Origin of the sequence: Fulvivirga ligni, from assembly GCF_021389935.1 — a bacterium.
Taxonomy (GTDB): Bacteria; Bacteroidota; Bacteroidia; order Cytophagales; family Cyclobacteriaceae; genus Fulvivirga; species Fulvivirga ligni.
In genome coordinates, this window is record NZ_CP089979.1 from 4,077,001 (window position 1) to 4,095,172 (window position 18,172).

Annotated in this window: 10 protein-coding genes; all 10 read right to left on the reverse strand. The window is 43.5% G+C overall.

Annotation, left to right across the window (positions count from 1 at the left end; translation table 11 throughout):
* Positions 1 to 1,143, reverse strand: coding sequence for an endo-1,4-beta-xylanase (locus tag LVD16_RS17210; RefSeq protein WP_233769514.1), 1,143 nt, complete (start codon positions 1,141 to 1,143; stop codon positions 1 to 3).
* A gap of 5 nt (positions 1,144 to 1,148) precedes the next feature.
* Positions 1,149 to 2,744 (reverse strand): glycoside hydrolase family 43 protein, encoded by a 1,596-nt coding sequence (locus tag LVD16_RS17215; RefSeq protein ID WP_233769515.1) that lies wholly within the window; start codon positions 2,742 to 2,744, stop codon positions 1,149 to 1,151.
* Positions 2,745 to 2,759: 15 nt separating this feature from the next.
* Positions 2,760 to 5,150 carry a glycoside hydrolase family 127 protein gene (locus LVD16_RS17220; protein ID WP_233769516.1) on the reverse strand — a complete coding sequence of 797 codons (2,391 nt, stop codon included), beginning with the start codon at positions 5,148 to 5,150 and terminating at the stop codon, positions 2,760 to 2,762.
* A 163-nt stretch (positions 5,151 to 5,313) separates the two neighbouring features.
* Positions 5,314 to 6,993, reverse strand: a complete 1,680-nt coding sequence (locus tag LVD16_RS17225; RefSeq protein ID WP_233769517.1) for an endo-1,4-beta-xylanase — start codon at positions 6,991 to 6,993, stop codon at positions 5,314 to 5,316.
* Between the two features lie 27 nt (positions 6,994 to 7,020).
* Positions 7,021 to 8,046 (reverse strand): DUF5627 domain-containing protein, encoded by a 1,026-nt coding sequence (locus tag LVD16_RS17230; RefSeq protein WP_233769518.1) that lies wholly within the window; start codon positions 8,044 to 8,046, stop codon positions 7,021 to 7,023.
* Between the two features lie 33 nt (positions 8,047 to 8,079).
* Positions 8,080 to 9,825 carry a RagB/SusD family nutrient uptake outer membrane protein gene (locus LVD16_RS17235; RefSeq protein WP_233769519.1) on the reverse strand — a complete coding sequence of 582 codons (1,746 nt, stop codon included), beginning with the start codon at positions 9,823 to 9,825 and terminating at the stop codon, positions 8,080 to 8,082.
* A 22-nt stretch (positions 9,826 to 9,847) separates the two neighbouring features.
* Positions 9,848 to 12,871, reverse strand: coding sequence for a SusC/RagA family TonB-linked outer membrane protein (locus tag LVD16_RS17240; RefSeq protein WP_233769520.1), 3,024 nt, complete (start codon positions 12,869 to 12,871; stop codon positions 9,848 to 9,850).
* Between the two features lie 26 nt (positions 12,872 to 12,897).
* Positions 12,898 to 14,790, reverse strand: coding sequence for a RagB/SusD family nutrient uptake outer membrane protein (locus LVD16_RS17245; protein WP_233769521.1), 1,893 nt, complete (start codon positions 14,788 to 14,790; stop codon positions 12,898 to 12,900).
* An 11-nt stretch (positions 14,791 to 14,801) separates the two neighbouring features.
* Positions 14,802 to 16,703, reverse strand: coding sequence for a SusC/RagA family TonB-linked outer membrane protein (locus LVD16_RS17250; RefSeq protein ID WP_233769522.1), 1,902 nt, complete (start codon positions 16,701 to 16,703; stop codon positions 14,802 to 14,804).
* Entirely contained in the window at positions 16,684 to 18,036 is a 1,353-nt protein-coding gene (locus tag LVD16_RS17255) for a SusC/RagA family TonB-linked outer membrane protein (protein WP_233769523.1), read from the reverse strand. Before LVD16_RS17255 ends, LVD16_RS17250 begins: the two co-directional genes overlap by 20 nt.
* Between the last annotated feature and the right edge of the window lie 136 nt (positions 18,037 to 18,172).

Here is an 18,172-nt window from a genome sequence, read left to right on the forward strand (position 1 = left end):
TTATGGATTGGCAATTTGAATAATGGACAGAACAATAGGCTTTGCATGGTTTTGACGATCAAAGAGTAATGGATAGTCTGTACGTCCTCTTACTGGCCAGTTATTTCTCCATGAATGGCCATCATTCACGCCCCATAGTGTTACGCGTTCTATGTGTTGTTGGTGCTTCAGAAATAGCTTAAAAAAGGCTTCATAACGCTCGTGAAAGCTTTTACTGATCGAGTCTGGTAGCTGCTCAGCATATGGATTCATTTGTTTTTGATATTCATATTGATCTGAAACCTCTGCTCCCCTGTTTTTCCATGTTGATGGAAGCACGGTAAGATCCAATTCCGTGATACTCACCTTTACGCCAAGATCTGCAAATGCCTGCAGGCTTTGCTCAAAATCCAACAATGAAGGATGATCCAGACCAATATGTGCTTGCATGCCTACGCCATCGATAGGAATGCCAGCTGCCATCAACTTTTTGACCAGCGCCACCACACCTGCTCGCTTGCCAGGGTTGGACATAGAATAGTCATTATAATAAAGCCTGGCCTGAGGGTCGGCTTCATGAGCAAACTGAAAGGCCAATGAGATGAATTCTTCACCGATTATCTCATAGAATTTACTCCTTCGAAATGAGCCATCATCCAAAATAGCTTCATTCACTACATCCCAGGTATGAACGCGTCCTTTATATCGGCCTACTACGGTGGTTATATGATCTTTCATGCGTTGGATCAGTACGTCCCGAGAAACATCATTACCGTTCTGATCAGTAAAAAACCATTTTGGTGCCTGTGAATGCCATATCAGTGTATGGCCGTTAATAAACATGTTCTGAGCCTCACCGAAGGCTACAAAACGATCAGAGAAATTGAAATTAAACACGCCCTCCCGAGGTTGGATATTGGCGCTTTTCATGCAGTTTTCAGCTACTATGGCGTTAAAATGGTGCTTCACCACCTGCATGGCAGCAGTATCTCTGCCCATGATCTGGTCAGTATTTAAGGCCGTTCCTATATAAAACTTGTCTTGCAGGGCATCCTTTAAATAAACAGTAGATTTCTCTTTTTCCTTCATCACATCGAACCCGACTATGATGAGTAAGAGCAGTAAGCCGAAGGCCATGATTAAGCTTTTATTCCTATTGATCATAATGGCTAAAGCTTTAATGTCTCCCCTTTTTCAGGGATATAACCAATGGTGGGATCCACTTTAAACCAGTCAATATCTACATAACCGCCCTGGCTTTTAGTAGCATAGTTGAAGAGCATGTACTTGTTGCCAGTGAATATATTGAGCTTGAACTGCATATTTTGATCATTTCCAATTTTAGTAAAGCTCTGATTATCGAAACTGTAAGCAAAAGAGGCTTTTCCACTGCCGAAATCCGGCTGAGCCATGAGGTAAACGATTTCATTCTTGAGAGGGATGGTTTCAATAATCTCTCCATTATTCATCATGACTAACTCATACATTTTCCCTGTTTTTCTCACCGCCACATAAGCGTATGGATCTTGAAAAATAGCCAGTCCGGCTACATCTCCATCTGCCATTTTACTGACATCTAGTTTGGTAATTGCAGTGCTTGGAATGGTGTCAGAATAATAGGCCCAGGTTCTTTGAGTCAAGCTATTCCTGGCCATTTTAAGATCAGTGGTAATGCTGGCCGTGTGCAGTCTTAAATGGCCTTTACGTTCTTTTAATGACCACTTGCTATCATCAGGATTATGATTCCAGCCCCACTGCATCCCCAACTCAGCCTGATCAAAGTCTGATGAAGTGGGAAAAGTTTTTGCAGGATAGGTCTTTCCAACATCAGGCTTTCGGTAAGTGATCACTCCGCGGCCGTTTTCGCCCACCATGGGCCAGCCATCTACCCAGGTTACAGGTTGCAGCGAAGGGAACCGACCCAGCGGGCCACTATCCACAAATAGCATGGTCCACCATTCTCCGGTTTGCGTCTGAATCAGAGCGCCCTGATGCACCCCAAAAGTGGGTCCGGGATTAAGATCTTTAATGACTACTTTTTGCTCATAAGGCCCCCAGATGTTCTTTGAGCGCAGCGCCACCTGAATACCATCCCGACCGCCATAAGTGGCGTATAAGTAATAATAGCCGTTGAGTTTATATACATGAGAGCCCTCCAGTCCACCTCTGATATTTCCTTTGAAAACTAATGAATCTTTGCTAATGGCCCTGAGGTTCTCGTCTACCTCAGTAATTTTCACATCGCCATAACCATGTGCAACATAGATTTTACCATTATCATCATAGAAAAGGCCTGGATCATAAAAGCCTTTGGGTAGTTTTTCCATTTTCCATGGACCTTCAGCTTTATCAGCAGTAAGATGATAGCCGCCTTCATCCAGCGTGATAAATAGAAGATGGAACTTTCCATTATGATATTTCAAGCTGGTGGCCCACTGACCGTGAGCGTAGCGGCTGCAGCTGTCAAGGTCGTAGCATGGGCTTTCTTCAAATCTGGGTACCGCATTGCTACAATATTCCCAATTCACAAGGTCTTTTGATTGAATTATACTGACACCCGGAAAAATAAACATTGTGGTGGAAACCATGTAATAGGTATCTCCTACTCTAATCACATCCGGGTCAGGAAAGTCTGAGGCTATCACCGGGTTGGTGAAAGTACCGTCACCATTATCGCTATGCATTTTCTGCGCCTTAGTGGTCACTGATATAGACAACGCCAGGCATAGAAGCCACAGGCATTTTTGATTAGGTTTAGTTTTCATGAGTTGATTTTTAAATTAGCCTTTGTCCTGCCTCACCAGTCTTACGCCAAATACGCCACCTGCTACGGCATTTTTATCGGCTTTAAATTTCACAGTAATGCGTTTTTTACCCTCTAACATGCCCGCTGGAATCCGGTATTCTACCGGTTTAAATTCTTCTGCATTCCATTTAGCTGACAGATCCTCACTGGCCAGTTTTTCATTGTCAATGAGAATATCAAAATGCCTTTCACCTCTTTCATTTCCCCAATAAAGTACCCTTAAAGCTAGAGCCGTTTCTCCTTGTGTATCTAGCTCATAGCTGAAATAGCCACCATTTTTGGCGTCTCTCCAGAACTGATCCAGGTGAACACCTTTTTCTGAGTTTTCAGTTTTTAAACCATGATCAACTTCCGGCTGCTGCTGGCCTGGTATTATCATATCCAATGTTCTTTTTTCCAGGGCTAATCGTTCTGCTTCCAATACAGCCAGGGAGTCCTGCATGGCGGTATATCCTTCTTTTGAGGTGACCATCCAATACATCATATAGCGAGAGTCGTGAATTCTGAAAAATGGCTCCAGCGTTAGTGCTGACGACACATTGGCAAGGTTCAAATTGGCCGTAGTAAACTCTAAATCAGCACCTTGCACAGGCTTTATTTCATTTACAACTCCACTTTTGTCATCTTCCACAATGATCGGAGCCTCTGTTACTGGCAGCTGCTCGCCATGAGCGATATGCTCCCACCTACCAGCACCGGCTACCAGACCGGCTAAATCCTCTGAACCAGTTTTGGCGCCCAGCACAATAGGTCCATGAAGAAAGGCAACATAATCTGGCAGGTTTATTAACGGTTCCATTGTGGTGTGCATGGGTAAAGTCAGCTTTACCTGATCACCCTTCTTCCACTTCCTGGCTATGCTTATAAAGTGACCTGGTTTAGCCTTTACAGCAATTGTTTTTCCATTCACGACCACTTGAATTTGGCCATCACTGACCCAACTTGGATATCTAATCTGCATATCAAAGTCAGCTGATCCTTTGGTGATGGTCAGGGTTGTGGTTTCTTGATCTGGGAAACTGGTTTCTTGTTTTAAAGTAATGCCTTTTTCCTTCCAGGATAATTCAGAAGCAATGAAAAGATTGATAAAGAGCTTGTTATCCTGATGAGCATAGATAAATTCGCCGTACTTGCCGTGATTCTCCATACCTGTACCTACACAGCACCACATGGCTTGATTAGGAGCCGAATAAACCCGGTAATGTCTGGGTCTTGCGGACGTAAAATACACATAACCGCCATGAACAGGATGCTGAGTGGAAAGTATATGGTTATATAAGGCTCGCTCATAGAAATCTACATATTTCACCTGATGATCGCTCTCATAGAGATCTTTGGTGAGCTTCAGCATGTTATTGGTGTTACATGATTCAGGCCCTTCTACCATATTAATGAAATCGATAGTATTGGAAGCTGGGGGAAAGAACTCTCTTCGGCTATTACCGCCAATGGCAATGCTGCGTTCGCCTGTTACATCTTTCCAAAAGAACTCACTTGCAGCAGCATATTTTTCGTCGCCAGATTCCTGAGCAATACGCTGAAAGCCAACCACTTTTGGCACTTGGGTATTTGCATGAAGGTTGTCTAAGTTATCCTTACCTTCAGCCATGGCATTAAGCAGCATTTTATGAGAAAACCGCCTGGCCGCTGTGAGATATTTCTTATCGCCGGTGATGGCATAGGCATCAGCGTATGATTCATTCATGCCTCCATGCTCGTTGGCCAGCATGCGCTCCATGTCCTCATCAGAGAGGTTTTCTGTCAGGGCTATGCCCCAATCACAGAGTTGAAGAAACACAACCTTGGCCTTTTCACTTTTGCCATAAAACCAGGCATCTCTAAGGCCGGCATATATCTTATGAACATTATACCAAGGCACCCAGTAATCCCAAACCGCTGCTACCTCTCCTTTTTTCACCCTTGACCATATGCCTTCACTATTAGGCACTCCCCCAACATAACCTTTGCCCCATTCCGGATGTGATATAGCATTTTGCTTCTGACAGCGCTCCAGCTCATCCAGCATATAATTCATTCGCTGAAGGCATGCTTCATTATCGGTAGATGCATAATGGATAGCCATGGCAGAAAGGTAATGCCCACCCACATGGCCATCCAGACCCGACCAGTTTTCAAAACCAGCGGCCTTAGGTTTTAGACCTGCCTCTTCTAAAAAGGGATGCAGCAGCCGATCGACATCATATTCAAGTAAAGTCTTAACGTTAAGATCTTGGGCATGTTTGAAAGGGCCATCTAATAATTGAACATCGGAAAGAGGGAACAGCTCAGTCCTATTTTGGGCCGAAAGGCTATCAAAAATTAGACACAGAGCAGCAATAAGAAAGGTATAGGTGTAGCGATTCATGAGTTTAAAACGTTATTCTATAAATATATATAAAGTGTAAATAATACACTTGTTATTTATGAAATAACTTTCCTAGAATAAAATCGCATTAGTAACTATATGCATTGTGGTAGATTAAGGTAGAGCAGCACCCGGAGATGCCACTCTTAATTAACCTTACTGTTTATTTTAATTCCTGCAAGCCATCGGCAAACCCGGCATAGGCAGGCTTTCTTTCATAATCCAGTGTCCATAGACTTTGGCTTTCACCAGGTAGCCAATAACTATCTTCCGGGCTATCGGTAATGCCCCACACGGTTATGCCATACCTCTGTGCAGGTGGAATATATTGGTTATACATATCGACTACATATTTATACATGGCGGCCTGCTCTTGCAGTAGCTCCCATGAGGGATCTGAGGTGCGAAGCCTCACATCTAATTCAGAAACCTTAATCATCTTACCAGTAGCAGCCAGTAGCTTGAACATCTCAGCTATATTATCCTTATTAGAATCCAGACCAATGTGCATTTGAGTACCAATACCATCAACCACAACTCCCTGATTTTCAATGTATTTAATATATTCTATTATACCTCTACATTTATCTAAATTGTATTCAAGGTTATAGTCATTGATAAACAATATGTCGCCCTCATTACCGTATTTGCGGGCTAATCTGAATGCTTCGACTGCATAATCTTTACCCAGATAGTCTTGCCAGAAGAAGTTGTCAGCAGGTAAGTCGTCACGGCCAATGCCTGTTTTTAACTCGTACGGATTACCATCATCCATGGGCTCGTTTACTACGTCCCAGGCTTTGGTGTTACTCTTAGTTACTTCCATAACTCCAGCAATCCAGCGCTCTAGCTCATAGGTAAGTGTATCACGTTTTTCTTCTGGTGTCTTTTCTTCTATTAGCACCCCTCCTTCTTCATTGTACCTGGTCAACTTCATGTTATCAAAGTAATAGTTAGTGGCCGTAGCACCCAGATTGAAGGCTATGGTTGTGACGCCTGAAGTGTTATCAGCTATGGTAATCTCACTGGTGTAAGTGGTCCATTCGGTGGTAGAACTTAGTGAACCAAAGAAATTCCAATGTTTATAAGCATAAGGCACGGTATGCGCTTGCGTAGGAAAGGTAGCCGGAGCATCTGATTTAATATCCATACTGAAGGTGTACCGCTCGCCCACCACCGTTTCGGGCGAAAAGGTGATAAACAGCTGGCAATCCCAATCATTGGGTCGGACCTCAGCATTGGTCACTTTTAAGGCCCGGCCTGTGCTATTAGCGCCCTCACCATCAGCAGTAAAGCTCATTACTGCATTGCTGTTACCCAGGTAATTAGAGGCATCATCACTTTCAAAATCATTACTGGTCACCTCTTCCCAGGTTGGTCCACCATCACCAGGGATTACTACCGGAGCTATGGTGCTGTTTAGGAATTCGGCATTTTGGTTTGAATGCCAGCATAATGTATGTCCGTAGATAGATACATCATTGGCAGCCGACAATTCTACTAACTTCTTCACTCCTGTTAAATCCAGGTGTCCGTCATTCTGCACAATAGCACCGTGTTTCATGGCATAGCCAATAGTGATTTCATCAAAATTATTATTCACCAGGCGATACATTACGCCCTGATCATTATATTCTCCTAATGACACACCGGCCCCAAGCTTAAAATGAGGATTCTCATCTCTGCCTACATATTCCTTTAAAGGGTTATAAGCATCTATCACCTCTTGCTGGGCTATGCTTTCAGGCTTATCTACATCAAAATCCAATGGATCATTATCTGCACAGGCCATGCTGACAAATATCAATGAGCCACATACAATATTTCTATATTTAAATTTCATATTAATTAATATCTAGGCTGTAGTAAATCATTTATTTACAGGCATATATGTCTCAAAAGTTACGGCTCGGTCTCTCAACACTAAGGTGTCAGTGCTGGACACCTGCATATCATTGAAGTCAATCTCGTAGCTCAGGTAAATGGCATCTCTGTCCTTTTCACCCCAGCTATTTTTCTCGCCGTCTTGCACAAACTTGCCGCTGCCAGAAGCAGAGAAAGTGGACGAATTGGTGCTTACACTACAGTTGCCATCTTCATCAAAAGACAATAGCAAGTCAATATTTACATTTTCACCCGTTGTGTTTTTAAATACCAATGGCAACTGAGCCTGGTTAAGGGAGGTGGTGGTCAACTTCTTCACTTCGTCATATTCTACGTACTCTTTGTGACGGACCACGGTTTCTGCTGTTTCATTATCCCTTTCTATCACATCTTCACCCCTTCTGAGGTAGTTTCCATGCCAGGGGTTCACATATTTCACCGCATAAAGAATGTAATCTTTGGGCTGAACACTCCAATCTGTGGGAACTGTTCTGTTTGGCTTTTCTACTACCGAAACACCTGATAAGATAGTGTCTGCCTGTAACACATTGGTCATTACCAGCGGGATGACATAGTTATTACTAAGTGCCATAGGATCAGCAAAAAAGGCATCAGTAAGCTGTACTTCTAACCCTCCTGACAGCTGCCCTTTGGGAATAATGATGTGATCAGCGGCAAGCTCATAATAAGAAGCAGGCATTGGAATAACATCATCCCCAGCTTCTTCAAAAAGCAAGTTGTCACAAAGTGTGTTATCTACCGCTATGTCTATGGTAACATCACCATCATTATCATAGACACCACCAGTGGTAGCCATGATCATACATTTGTGCTGGTTATCCAGTGAGGTATCGAAAATATCTTCACCCAGGGTAATGGTCCTGACCGGATATTGATAAGCAAAGTATATGCTTTGATACTCATAATCAGGAAACTCCCATTCATTATTATCACATGAAGATGCACCTGCCATGAGTACAAGAAGGAATATTTTTATAAAGTTATTTTTCATCTTTTCTGTATTTAAATCAGATAACATCATGAATTACCACCCGCTGTTTTGTACTAAAGCATCAAACTTTAATATTTCACTGTATGGCACCGGACCATAGTGCATATAGTCTTGATATAGTCGATCTTCCACTGTGATAGTTTCAAAATCACTGCCTTCGATTCTTACTCCAAGGGCTGTTTCGGTAAGGCTTTCGTCCCACCTCCTGAGATCCCAGAAGCGGAAGCCTTCAAAACATAGTTCCAGCCTACGCTCATTTCGAATAAGCTCACGCATGGCGGCTTGATCGCCTTTAATAGACTCGAGGTAATTATCTGGCTGACTGATTCCTGCTCGCTGTCTTATGGCGGCAATCACATCATAAGCAGAAAAGCCATAATCTCCAGCTCCCATTGGTCCCCAGGCCTCATTAGCCGCTTCGGCATATGCGAGATAGATCTCAGTGTACCTTATTCTTGCTTTATAATGTTTCTGCGTGTTGGTGGTGGTAGGATTAAGGTTAACATCCTGGCGTAGTAATTTGCGCAGGTAATAGCCGGTTCTGGTAGAGGTTTCTACGCGATTGAGCGCATCATTAGTAGTACCATCTGCTGATGTGTTAATGGTGACGGCTCCTGGTCCTGCAGTGGCTCCGTTCACTAATACATAAAGTCTTAATCTTGGATCTCTATCTATATATGGTGCGGCTGGATCATAGCCGCTTGACGCCTCATTTATAGGATAACCATTGGCCATAGGAAAGGCATCCACAAGATTTTGAGTGGGATTAAGCATGCCATCACCATAGAGCGTAGGCGGAAAATGCTGTTGTTCCAAAGTGTTGCTCTCTGCCACATCGCTGCGCCACAATATCTCTGGCGGGTTCACGCCTGAGGCAAGTCCGTTGATCTCGGCAGCATTAGCATACCAGGTGTGACCCGTTGGGGCTATACCTCCTACACCGTTATTTAAGCTCAAGACCTCTCTTGCATAGCTGGCAGCCTCTTGCCAGGTGGTGCTATTGCCAGCACTGTATGCGGGGCTTGCTGCCAGCAAAGCAGCCTGTGCCCTTATGGCTTTAGCTATTCGGCCCGTCATCCTTAATCTGGCATATTCACCAAATACACGGTTATAATTGTCAAGATTTTCATACTGAGTGGGAATGTCATTAACATCACCCACCTCTTCGTAATCTAAAGGCAACAGCTCTTCTGCTTTAGCTAAATCACTGTATATCTGTTGCATACAAGCTTCAAAGGTATCCCTGCTCTTATTAAAATCAGATTGTGGTGTTTCAGGATCAAGGATGATGGGCACACCAAGTAACTCGCCATTGGAACCCCAGCCGGCATGAGATTGCAACAGGTAGTACATGAACATAGCCCGCAGTCCGTAAGCCTCACCTTTTAACCTGTCTTTAAACATCTCGCTTACTTCTTCATTTTCAGCCCAAGCCACTTTATCTACCTCAGCCAGGAAGATGTTCATGTACTGAATGCCTGATTTGGCATTGGTCCACTGGCTCAGCGGATTGAAATTAGCAGCCCACTGACCTGTAGCGATCTCTCTGTAATCATTGCCATTTTGATTGGTGACAGCATCATCAGTGGCCACATCATTAAATGACCACCCGTTAGTAGGTACTCTGGCGTAACCATTGAGCAAGATGCCCTGAGCATATTCAGCTTCCTGATACATATCATCCAGACCGCGGTTGTTCTCCAGGGCTGGTTCAAACAGGTCATCGCAACCTGATAGGATAAGTACAGCAGCGATTAATATTATGAGTTTATTCTTCATTTCGGTTCAAAGTTAGCGTTGACTAAAAGAGGGCTTTGATACCCAGATTATAGAATCTTGTTTGGGGTGCACCGCCGACATTCATCTCCAGGATCTCGCGCTCTGGTGACAGTGTGAGCAGGTTAGCTCCGCTGATATACACACCTAATTCTTTAAGCATAGATTTACCCAGAATACCTGCTGGCAGCTGATAGCTCAGCTGCACTTTGGCCAGATCAAATCGGTTAGTGCTGTAAAGCCAGAAGTCAGAAGACCTGAAGTTATTGCTACTATTTAGCGTGGTTAACCTGGGATAAGTAGCCGCGTTGCTGGTCTCTTCAGTCCAGCGATCACGTACCACTTCAGAATATTTGTCTTCACCATCTACCCAGAAATAGGAGTTGTTTTTCATGGCTTTAGCTCCAAACCTGCCAGTGGCCAATGCGAAGAGCGTCAAATTTCTCCAGCGCGCTGATAGATGAACTCCGAAGTTCAATGGACTTCCGCTCCATCCGGCTTTACCCAGATAGACTTCATCTTTATTATCGATGACACCGTCACCGTTTTGGTCTTTGTATTTGATATCTCCCGGTGATACCTGTCCGAATACTGACTCTGGCGAGTTCTCAATATCTGCTTGATCTTTATAAAACCCCTGATTTTCCAGCCCATAAATAGCGTCTAAAGGCTTACCTTCTCTATACTGGTAATCATCCTCAAAAAGCTCCGCTCTTTTGGTGGCTTTAGTATTCAGGTACAAGCCAGAAACACCCCACGACAGGCTTACAGGTCCAACGTTTTGATTTAAATTGATATTAAAGTCTACTCCAGTACGTCTGTCATTATTATAATTGACCACTGGCGTGAATGAAGAAACTGGCCATCCTGTATTGAAGTAGCTCGGATAAAGCACCGATGCTTCTACTACATTTCCGGTAATTTCACTTATAAAGAATGATCCATTAAATGTGATTACCCTTTTTAGTAGCGATGCCTCCAGGCCTAAGCTCATTTCCTTTCTTTTAGCGAATGTAAGATCAGGGTTTTCACCTCTTCTGGCATCTGTAGTGCGGTTGAGCGCACCATCTCTCCAGCTGTACCAGGCGCCATCTGTTTGGGTATAAATACTCTTATAAAGATAGTATCCATCAATATCCAGATCAGTATGTAAAACACCTCCTGATACTGATAGCTTCAAATGATCTATAAATGCTACACCATCCATAAAATCTTCCTCGCTAATCAGCCAGCCCAGAGTAGCAGCGGGTGAGAAGGCCTTTCTTTCACCGTCTGGTAGTTTGGCTGAATGAATGAGAGCTCCATTGAAATCTATGAAATACTTACCCTTAAAGTCATAGCCAAGATGTAGGCCCAGGTTCACATTGCTGGTTCTATGATATTCTTCAGAAAATGACTGCTGAAAGCCCGCAGCAATCAGGTTAGCCGATAAATGATGTCGGTTTCCTATATTTTTTAAGTAATTAAACTGACCTGAAAATGACACCGTTTGTGCGTACCAGCTATCACTAATATTCTGCACTCCAGACTTAGAATCCTCTCCATATTTTATTAGGCTACTGATCTGATCATAACCTGCATAGTTATTCCAAACCGGCTGATAAACAGCATAATTATAGTTGTAAGACTGATTGTAGGATGTTTGATAGTCAACACCAAAATTGGTATTAAAGCTCAGCCCGTCCAGCAAGTTTCTAAGGTCAGCATTAATGCTTGTATTGAACTGAAACTGTCTGCTATTATACTTGTTGTAACCTCCTGCGTAGGTGCTGGCAAAAGCATTGGTTTGATCCAATTGGGAGCCGCCCAGCAAATACTGACCATCAATCACATAGTTACTATTGGCTACCTGCTGTAAAGTAATCTCATCAGTAGTTTCTATCATACTGATGGGGATTAAAGGCGCAAATCTGTTAGGCCTCATGGTAGCGGCGCTGCCCCAATAGTTGGCGTTGGCCCCTCTACCATTGTAGTAGATGGCCGAAGCACCTATTCCGCAGGTGATATAATCACTTAAGTTAATATCAACATTACCTCTCAGATTGAATCTTTGAGTCTGATTATCAGCTGCTTCTCCAAAATTCAATAACGACCCGGCCGTCCAGAAACCAACGTTAGTATAATAGCGCGCCAGCTCGTTACCACCAGAAATCTCCATGGTGGCATCATGCCTGTTATAGCTATCTTTCACGTATTCAGGTGAGTAATAATCTACATCAGGATAACGATACGGATTATCGCCCGTAGCATGATTATAAATGTCTTCATCACTGTAAAGTGGGTCTAGACCATCATTGGTTCTGGCTTCATTATAGAGGGTCATATATTCAGCAGAACCGAGATATTTTGGATATCTTTTTGGGGTATAAATACCTGTATTGGCTCTTACGCTAACTTTCTGCTTATGCACTTTGCCATGCTTGGTGGTAATGGAAATCACACCTTTGGCACCACGACTTCCATACAGAGCCACAGCAGAAACACCTTTTAAGAAGGTGATCTGATCTATTTCCGTAGGCATTATACTTCCCACATCTCTTGGAACACCATCTATGAGTATCAGATTGTCATTCAACCCCCAGATATTTCCTGCTGCGAATCCGCCAGTAAATGCTTCAATACCATCCAGAGGATAAGTAATGTAGTTCTCTTCCATAATTTCTGAGAGATTCACCACTGCCACGCCTCCGGATAATTCATCATCATTTACTTTTCTATAGGCAATCTGAACCGGTTGGGCATCAGCATCTGCTTCCATAGATATATTCTGAGGACTGGCAGAGGCAGTAAAGCTTTGGGTTATGAAACCGAAAGCAGTGATGGTTATTTCGTTGCTGGCTGAGGCTTTCAAACTGAAAGCACCTTCACTATCTGTTAGTGTCTGTGTGCTATCAGCAACACTGGCCACGATAGCACCCTGAACTGCCTCACCATTAGCACTTTGCACCTTTCCTTGTACGTTGATCATTTCAGTATTTTGAGCTATGAGCAGCATGGGTAAAATCATGAGCAGCACAGTGATACCGATCTTTATATTTATCTTCTTCATTGTCTTTGCATTTATCATAGTACTGCTTACCATCCCGGGTTTTGAGGAAACTCGGCGTAAAGGTTGACATCAGAATTCTTCAGCGGAAGCCAATAATGCTTGCTGCTGAAATTTCTCTCCAGGATCACTTCTTCCCGAATGTTCATTACCCTGTTCTGTGAGGGATCATCCGTATTGATGACGCTTGCCCTATCAAACTCAACTGATTTTTTAAGGGTGTAAGGCTTCTCGATCAGCAACAACCACCTTCTTAAATCATTAAATCTGTGCCTCTCAAAGGCGAGCTCCACGGCTCTTTCTCGTCTTACTTCGCCCATAAAATCATCCAAAGAACCCAGGAATTTAGCGGCCACATGGCCTACTCCTGCCCTATCTCTCACTGCATTGATGGCATCTACGGCAGTTCTGGCATATCCTGGAGATTGGCCCGCCGATGAACCGTAGCCCTGGGCTGCTGCCTCTGCATACATGAGATATACATCTGACAATCGCATCCATGGAATGTGGATGTTAAGATTGTTTCCCCAGCCATAGCCGTCATCGTATTTATTGGCCGTAATCGGAATGAATTTATAAAGCAAGTAGCCCGTACGACTTCCTGTACCTATGTTTCTATAGCTGCCGCCAGAATAGAGATTAGCATAACGATCTCCAGCCACATCTTCCGGCATAGAACCTTTGACACACTTCACTCCGTCATACACTATGTCATTATAAAACCGGGGATCACGGTCTTTCCAGGGATATTCAGGGTCATAGCCCGATTCAGCATCGGCCTGGGTGATATCCTGGATGGGAAGGCCATTGGCCATGCCGTAATTATCCACGTAGTTGGCTGTAGGTAAGAATTTCACATCTCCATCTGCCAGCACAGGAGCCGGCTGATATTGTTTACTGGTACCCCAGTTAGAACCATTGGCACCATAGTAAGGGCCTCTGAATATAGCCTCAGAGCCGCCGGGTATCTGCCATCCCTGCCCTGTGGTATAGAAGTTCTCGTGATAATCTTCAAAGGGTAACAGGGCATAAGGTGCTTCACCGTTTTCGCATAATTGAAGTAGCTCAGCAAAAGCATCTGCTGCTCTCTTACAGAGGTCAGCATTGTAAGTACTGCTCCCGGTAGATTCCTGATTCATCAGAGGACTTCCAGCCCAGAGTAAGTTTTTACCAAGGTACCCTAGAGCCATAATCTTATTAATACGTAGATCATTTTTACCAAGAGTATTGGCTCCAACCGTGGTTAAATCCCAATCGGTAGGTAAAAGATCGGCTGCTTCTCTGAAATCCTGCGCTGCTTTTTCGGCACAAGCCTGATAACTTAGCCGCTCCATAGCCATGCTTTCGCCAGAGCTTGGTATCACCATATCTATATAAGGCAGGCCACCAAAATACTGCATAAACTGAAAGTGAAACCAGGCTCGGAAGAACAGAAGCTGACCCTTTACAAGATTTCTTTCCTCTAGGGTGGCATCGGTCATTTTCTCCATATTGGCAAGGCCGAGGTTGGCCTTTCTTATGCCATACCAGCCCATATTCCAGAGGTCTTTATTGAAGCGATCATCATCAGTAGCAGCATTAGGGTGGTTCATCCAACCAGCACCCCAGCCGTCAAATTCTGACTGCCAACCCCAGAAGTTTCCATCGTCTATTTTACATACAAAATGGAAATTGCGAGCCGTAGATTGGATCTCATCATCCCCCCAATTCCAGGAGTTAGTCCAATAAGCATTAGTAAAGTCCGGAATGCAGTGGTATAGCTCTTCAGTATATCCTTGAAAATTATTGAAATTTTTAAAGGCTTCATCTTCAGAAATAATGCTCTCATCGGTTTTATCCAAATAATCTTCACATGCTGTCATGATGAAAAGTGAGCATAAAATAATACTGCATCTCTGTATAGCTGTTATGAGTTTATTCATGATTAGTAGGTTTAGAAAGTGAGATTAAGACCGAGGTTATATCTTTTCACCGTAGGGTAAGCTCCCTGAGATGCCCAGCCTGTACCGGCGAAGTTAGATTCACGATCATCAGGCATATCCGTCCATAACCACAGGTTGTTACCATTCATGTAGAGGCGTAATGACTCAAAACCTAGCTTCCCTATCCAGGGAGATGAAATGGCGTTAAATGTATAGGCCAGTTCCGCATTTTTCAGTCTCACATAAGAACCATCAAACATGTACTGATTGGCTCTATTGTATTCACTAGGTGTAGATAGCCACCTGGGCATAGGTGCATCAGGATTGGTGTTATCTCTAGACCAGTAGCTGCCTTCATCATACACCACATGATTTTGAGAACTTAAGCTGGTAAGTACCACCTGGCGAGTAACGTTATTCACTCCATAAAACTGTACAAAACCACTTAATCCTTTCCATTGGAAGCCTAAAGTGGCATGGTAGGTGTTTTGCGGTGCACCTGAAAAGCCATAAGGAATATTATCATAAGAGTCTATGATGCCATCGCCGTTATAATCGACAATGTTATAATTACCTGGAAGTTTCTGATTATCATTAGTGTTATGCTGAGTGCTGCCATATACTTCATCCCACGAGTTGTAATAGCCATTGCGTACATAAGAATAGGCCTGACCAATTTGCTTACCGGCTCTTTTTTGGTAGTCTGGTAATAACTGAGCATCATCGGCAGCCAAAATCTTGTTTTTAGCGTGAGTGAGGTTGAAATTAGACCATAACCTCAAGTTTTGTCCAAACTGATGGTTAAGTCGTACTTCTATTTCATATCCTTTGTTTTCTACCTTACCTAAGTTGGCTACCGGAGCGGCGGTTCCGAAATAAGAAGGTATGGCCCTGTCAGTAATCAGAACATCGGTTCGGGTGTCTTTGAAAAAATCAACATTACCTTCTAAAAAGCCATTGAAAAAGCCATAGTCAAATCCGAAATTGACCTTCTTCACTTTCTCCCACTGCACCTGATCATTACCCACGGAAGCTTCTCTATAATACACATAAGGACTCTGCGGAGCAGCCTCACCTGACAATCCTAATCGGGCCTGGCCACCGTACGACCATTGGTCTAAATACAGCCATCTGCCGTTCACATTATCATCTCCTATTTCACCGTATGAGGCCCTCAGTTTTAGTAAGTCCAAATATGGTATTGACTCCATAAAAGATTCTTTCGAAATGATCCAGCCTAGTCCCCCAGATGAGAAGAAAGCAAAACGGTTTTCTTTACTGAATTTCTCAGATCCGTTATAGGCTCCATTGTACTCCAGCATATACTTATTATCGAAAGCATAGGTAGTTCTGAACACCCAGTCTTCTCTATAATGCGGTATTTCACTTCCAGTGGCATTTTCATTTCTGTTGAATAGAGCCATGGCAGTAACATCATGTCTATCAGCCAGATTTACTTTATAGTTCAGCTGAAACTGGTAGAATAGCTTGCGATAAGAAGCATAATCCAATACTGTTCCCGGTGCGGAAGTCCATTTTATACCTTCCTGAAAATCAAAGCGATTATTATTATCGTAACTGTTTTTATAGGTTTCCAATCCTGTTACCGGATCAATCCATTTTTGCTGATTATCATTATAGAGGTCGTTTACGCCACGGTCACCTTCCAGAAATGAATTATCTAAGGCGATTGTGGCCCTGAAATTCAGGCCTTTGACCAACTTCTCCAGGTCCTGATCTAAAGTGAAATTGGTATTTAAACGAGTGGTTGTTCTATACTGCACGCCGCTGATAGCCAGCGTTCTCACTGAGTTTTCTGCTTTACCCTGATTCGGCGCATAATAGCCCCAGCTTCCATCAGCATATTGTGGAAGGAAGGCATCCGGAGCATTACTATAAGCTGCGATCCACATACCATATTCTGCTCCGGTCGCCCCCCACGGGCTCTTTTTTTACGCCGTACGACCCTGCCAGTCCTACACTGAGTTTGGTGGAGTTGGTAAGTTGAAAATCCAAGTTAGAGCGTACATTTAGCCTGTTAAATCCATATCCAGGATCGTAGCCCCTGTTATTATCAAACTGTCTGAAAAGATCACCTTCTCGCTGAAAATCTGCACCAGCAAAATATTTAACGAATTCGGTCCCGCCACTTATATTTAAGCTGGCATTGTATGACATGGCATAATCTTTAAAGAGCGTATTGGCCCAATCCACGTTAGGATACCTTTCCATTTCTTCTTGATTAGCAGGATTACGGTATTTATCAATTATGGCCTGAGGTAAATATTCATTCCAGCTGGATGGACTCATGGCCAGCTCATATTCTATCACCTCATTTCTAACCTTTAAGGCATCGTAGGCATCATATTTACCGGGCAGCTTGGAGGGCACTTTTACAGTGCTGTTTACACGGGCACGGATGGTGGCCTTACCTTCTTTACCACGTTTAGTAGTGATGAGGATAACTCCATTAGCTCCCCGGACACCGTAAACTGCTGTGGCTGAGGCATCTTTCAACACAGATATGCTTTCAATAGAACTTATGGCTACGCTGGACATTGGCCTTTCCACTCCATCTACCAGAATCAGTGGTGTAGCATTATTCATGGTGCTCACCCCACGGATGTAAATGAGTGGATCTTCCTCTCCAGGCATCCCTGTACTGGCGGTAGTGATCACTCCGGGTACGTTACCTGTAAGAGCAGCTCCTACACTGGATACACCTCCAGTGCGCTCCAGCGCCTTGCTATCAGTTTGGGTAATAGCGGCCACCACGCTCTCTTTTTTCTGTTCTCCGTAGCCTATAATTACTACTTCTTCCAATGAAGTGATATCCTCTTTCAGGCTAACATTAATTTGAGACCTGGCATTTACGGGTACCTCCTGAGTAGCAAAGCCCACGAAACTAAACAGTAGCACAGCTTCGTTTGAATTGATTTTGATGCTGTACTTGCCATCAATATCTGTGGTAGTTCCTCTGCCTGTGCCCTTCAAAAGCACCGTTACGCCGGGTATTCCTTCCGAGCCATCGGCTGAAGTAACCTGTCCTGTTACTGTTCTCTCACTTTGATAAAGTAATGTCTTTAAAGTAGCGTTTGAGGTATTGTAGCTGTAATCAGTTGGGCCTTTACTGCTGAGATTGTTGTCGCTGTGTTTTCCATAAGTAGTAGAGTGAAGGAGAAAACATAGCAAGCTCATCATCAGCAAACCCACCTTGCAGCATGGTTTAGATAAAATTGCTTTCATACAAATTGAGTTAATTATTCAACATTTCGTTAAGGTGAAGTTGCAGAGCTGCTAGCCCGGCCTCAATTGTGGGTAATGGTTTAGGGTGTTTTGGTTAAGGTTATTCATGGTTGTTAAGGTTTATGTTTCAAGTAAG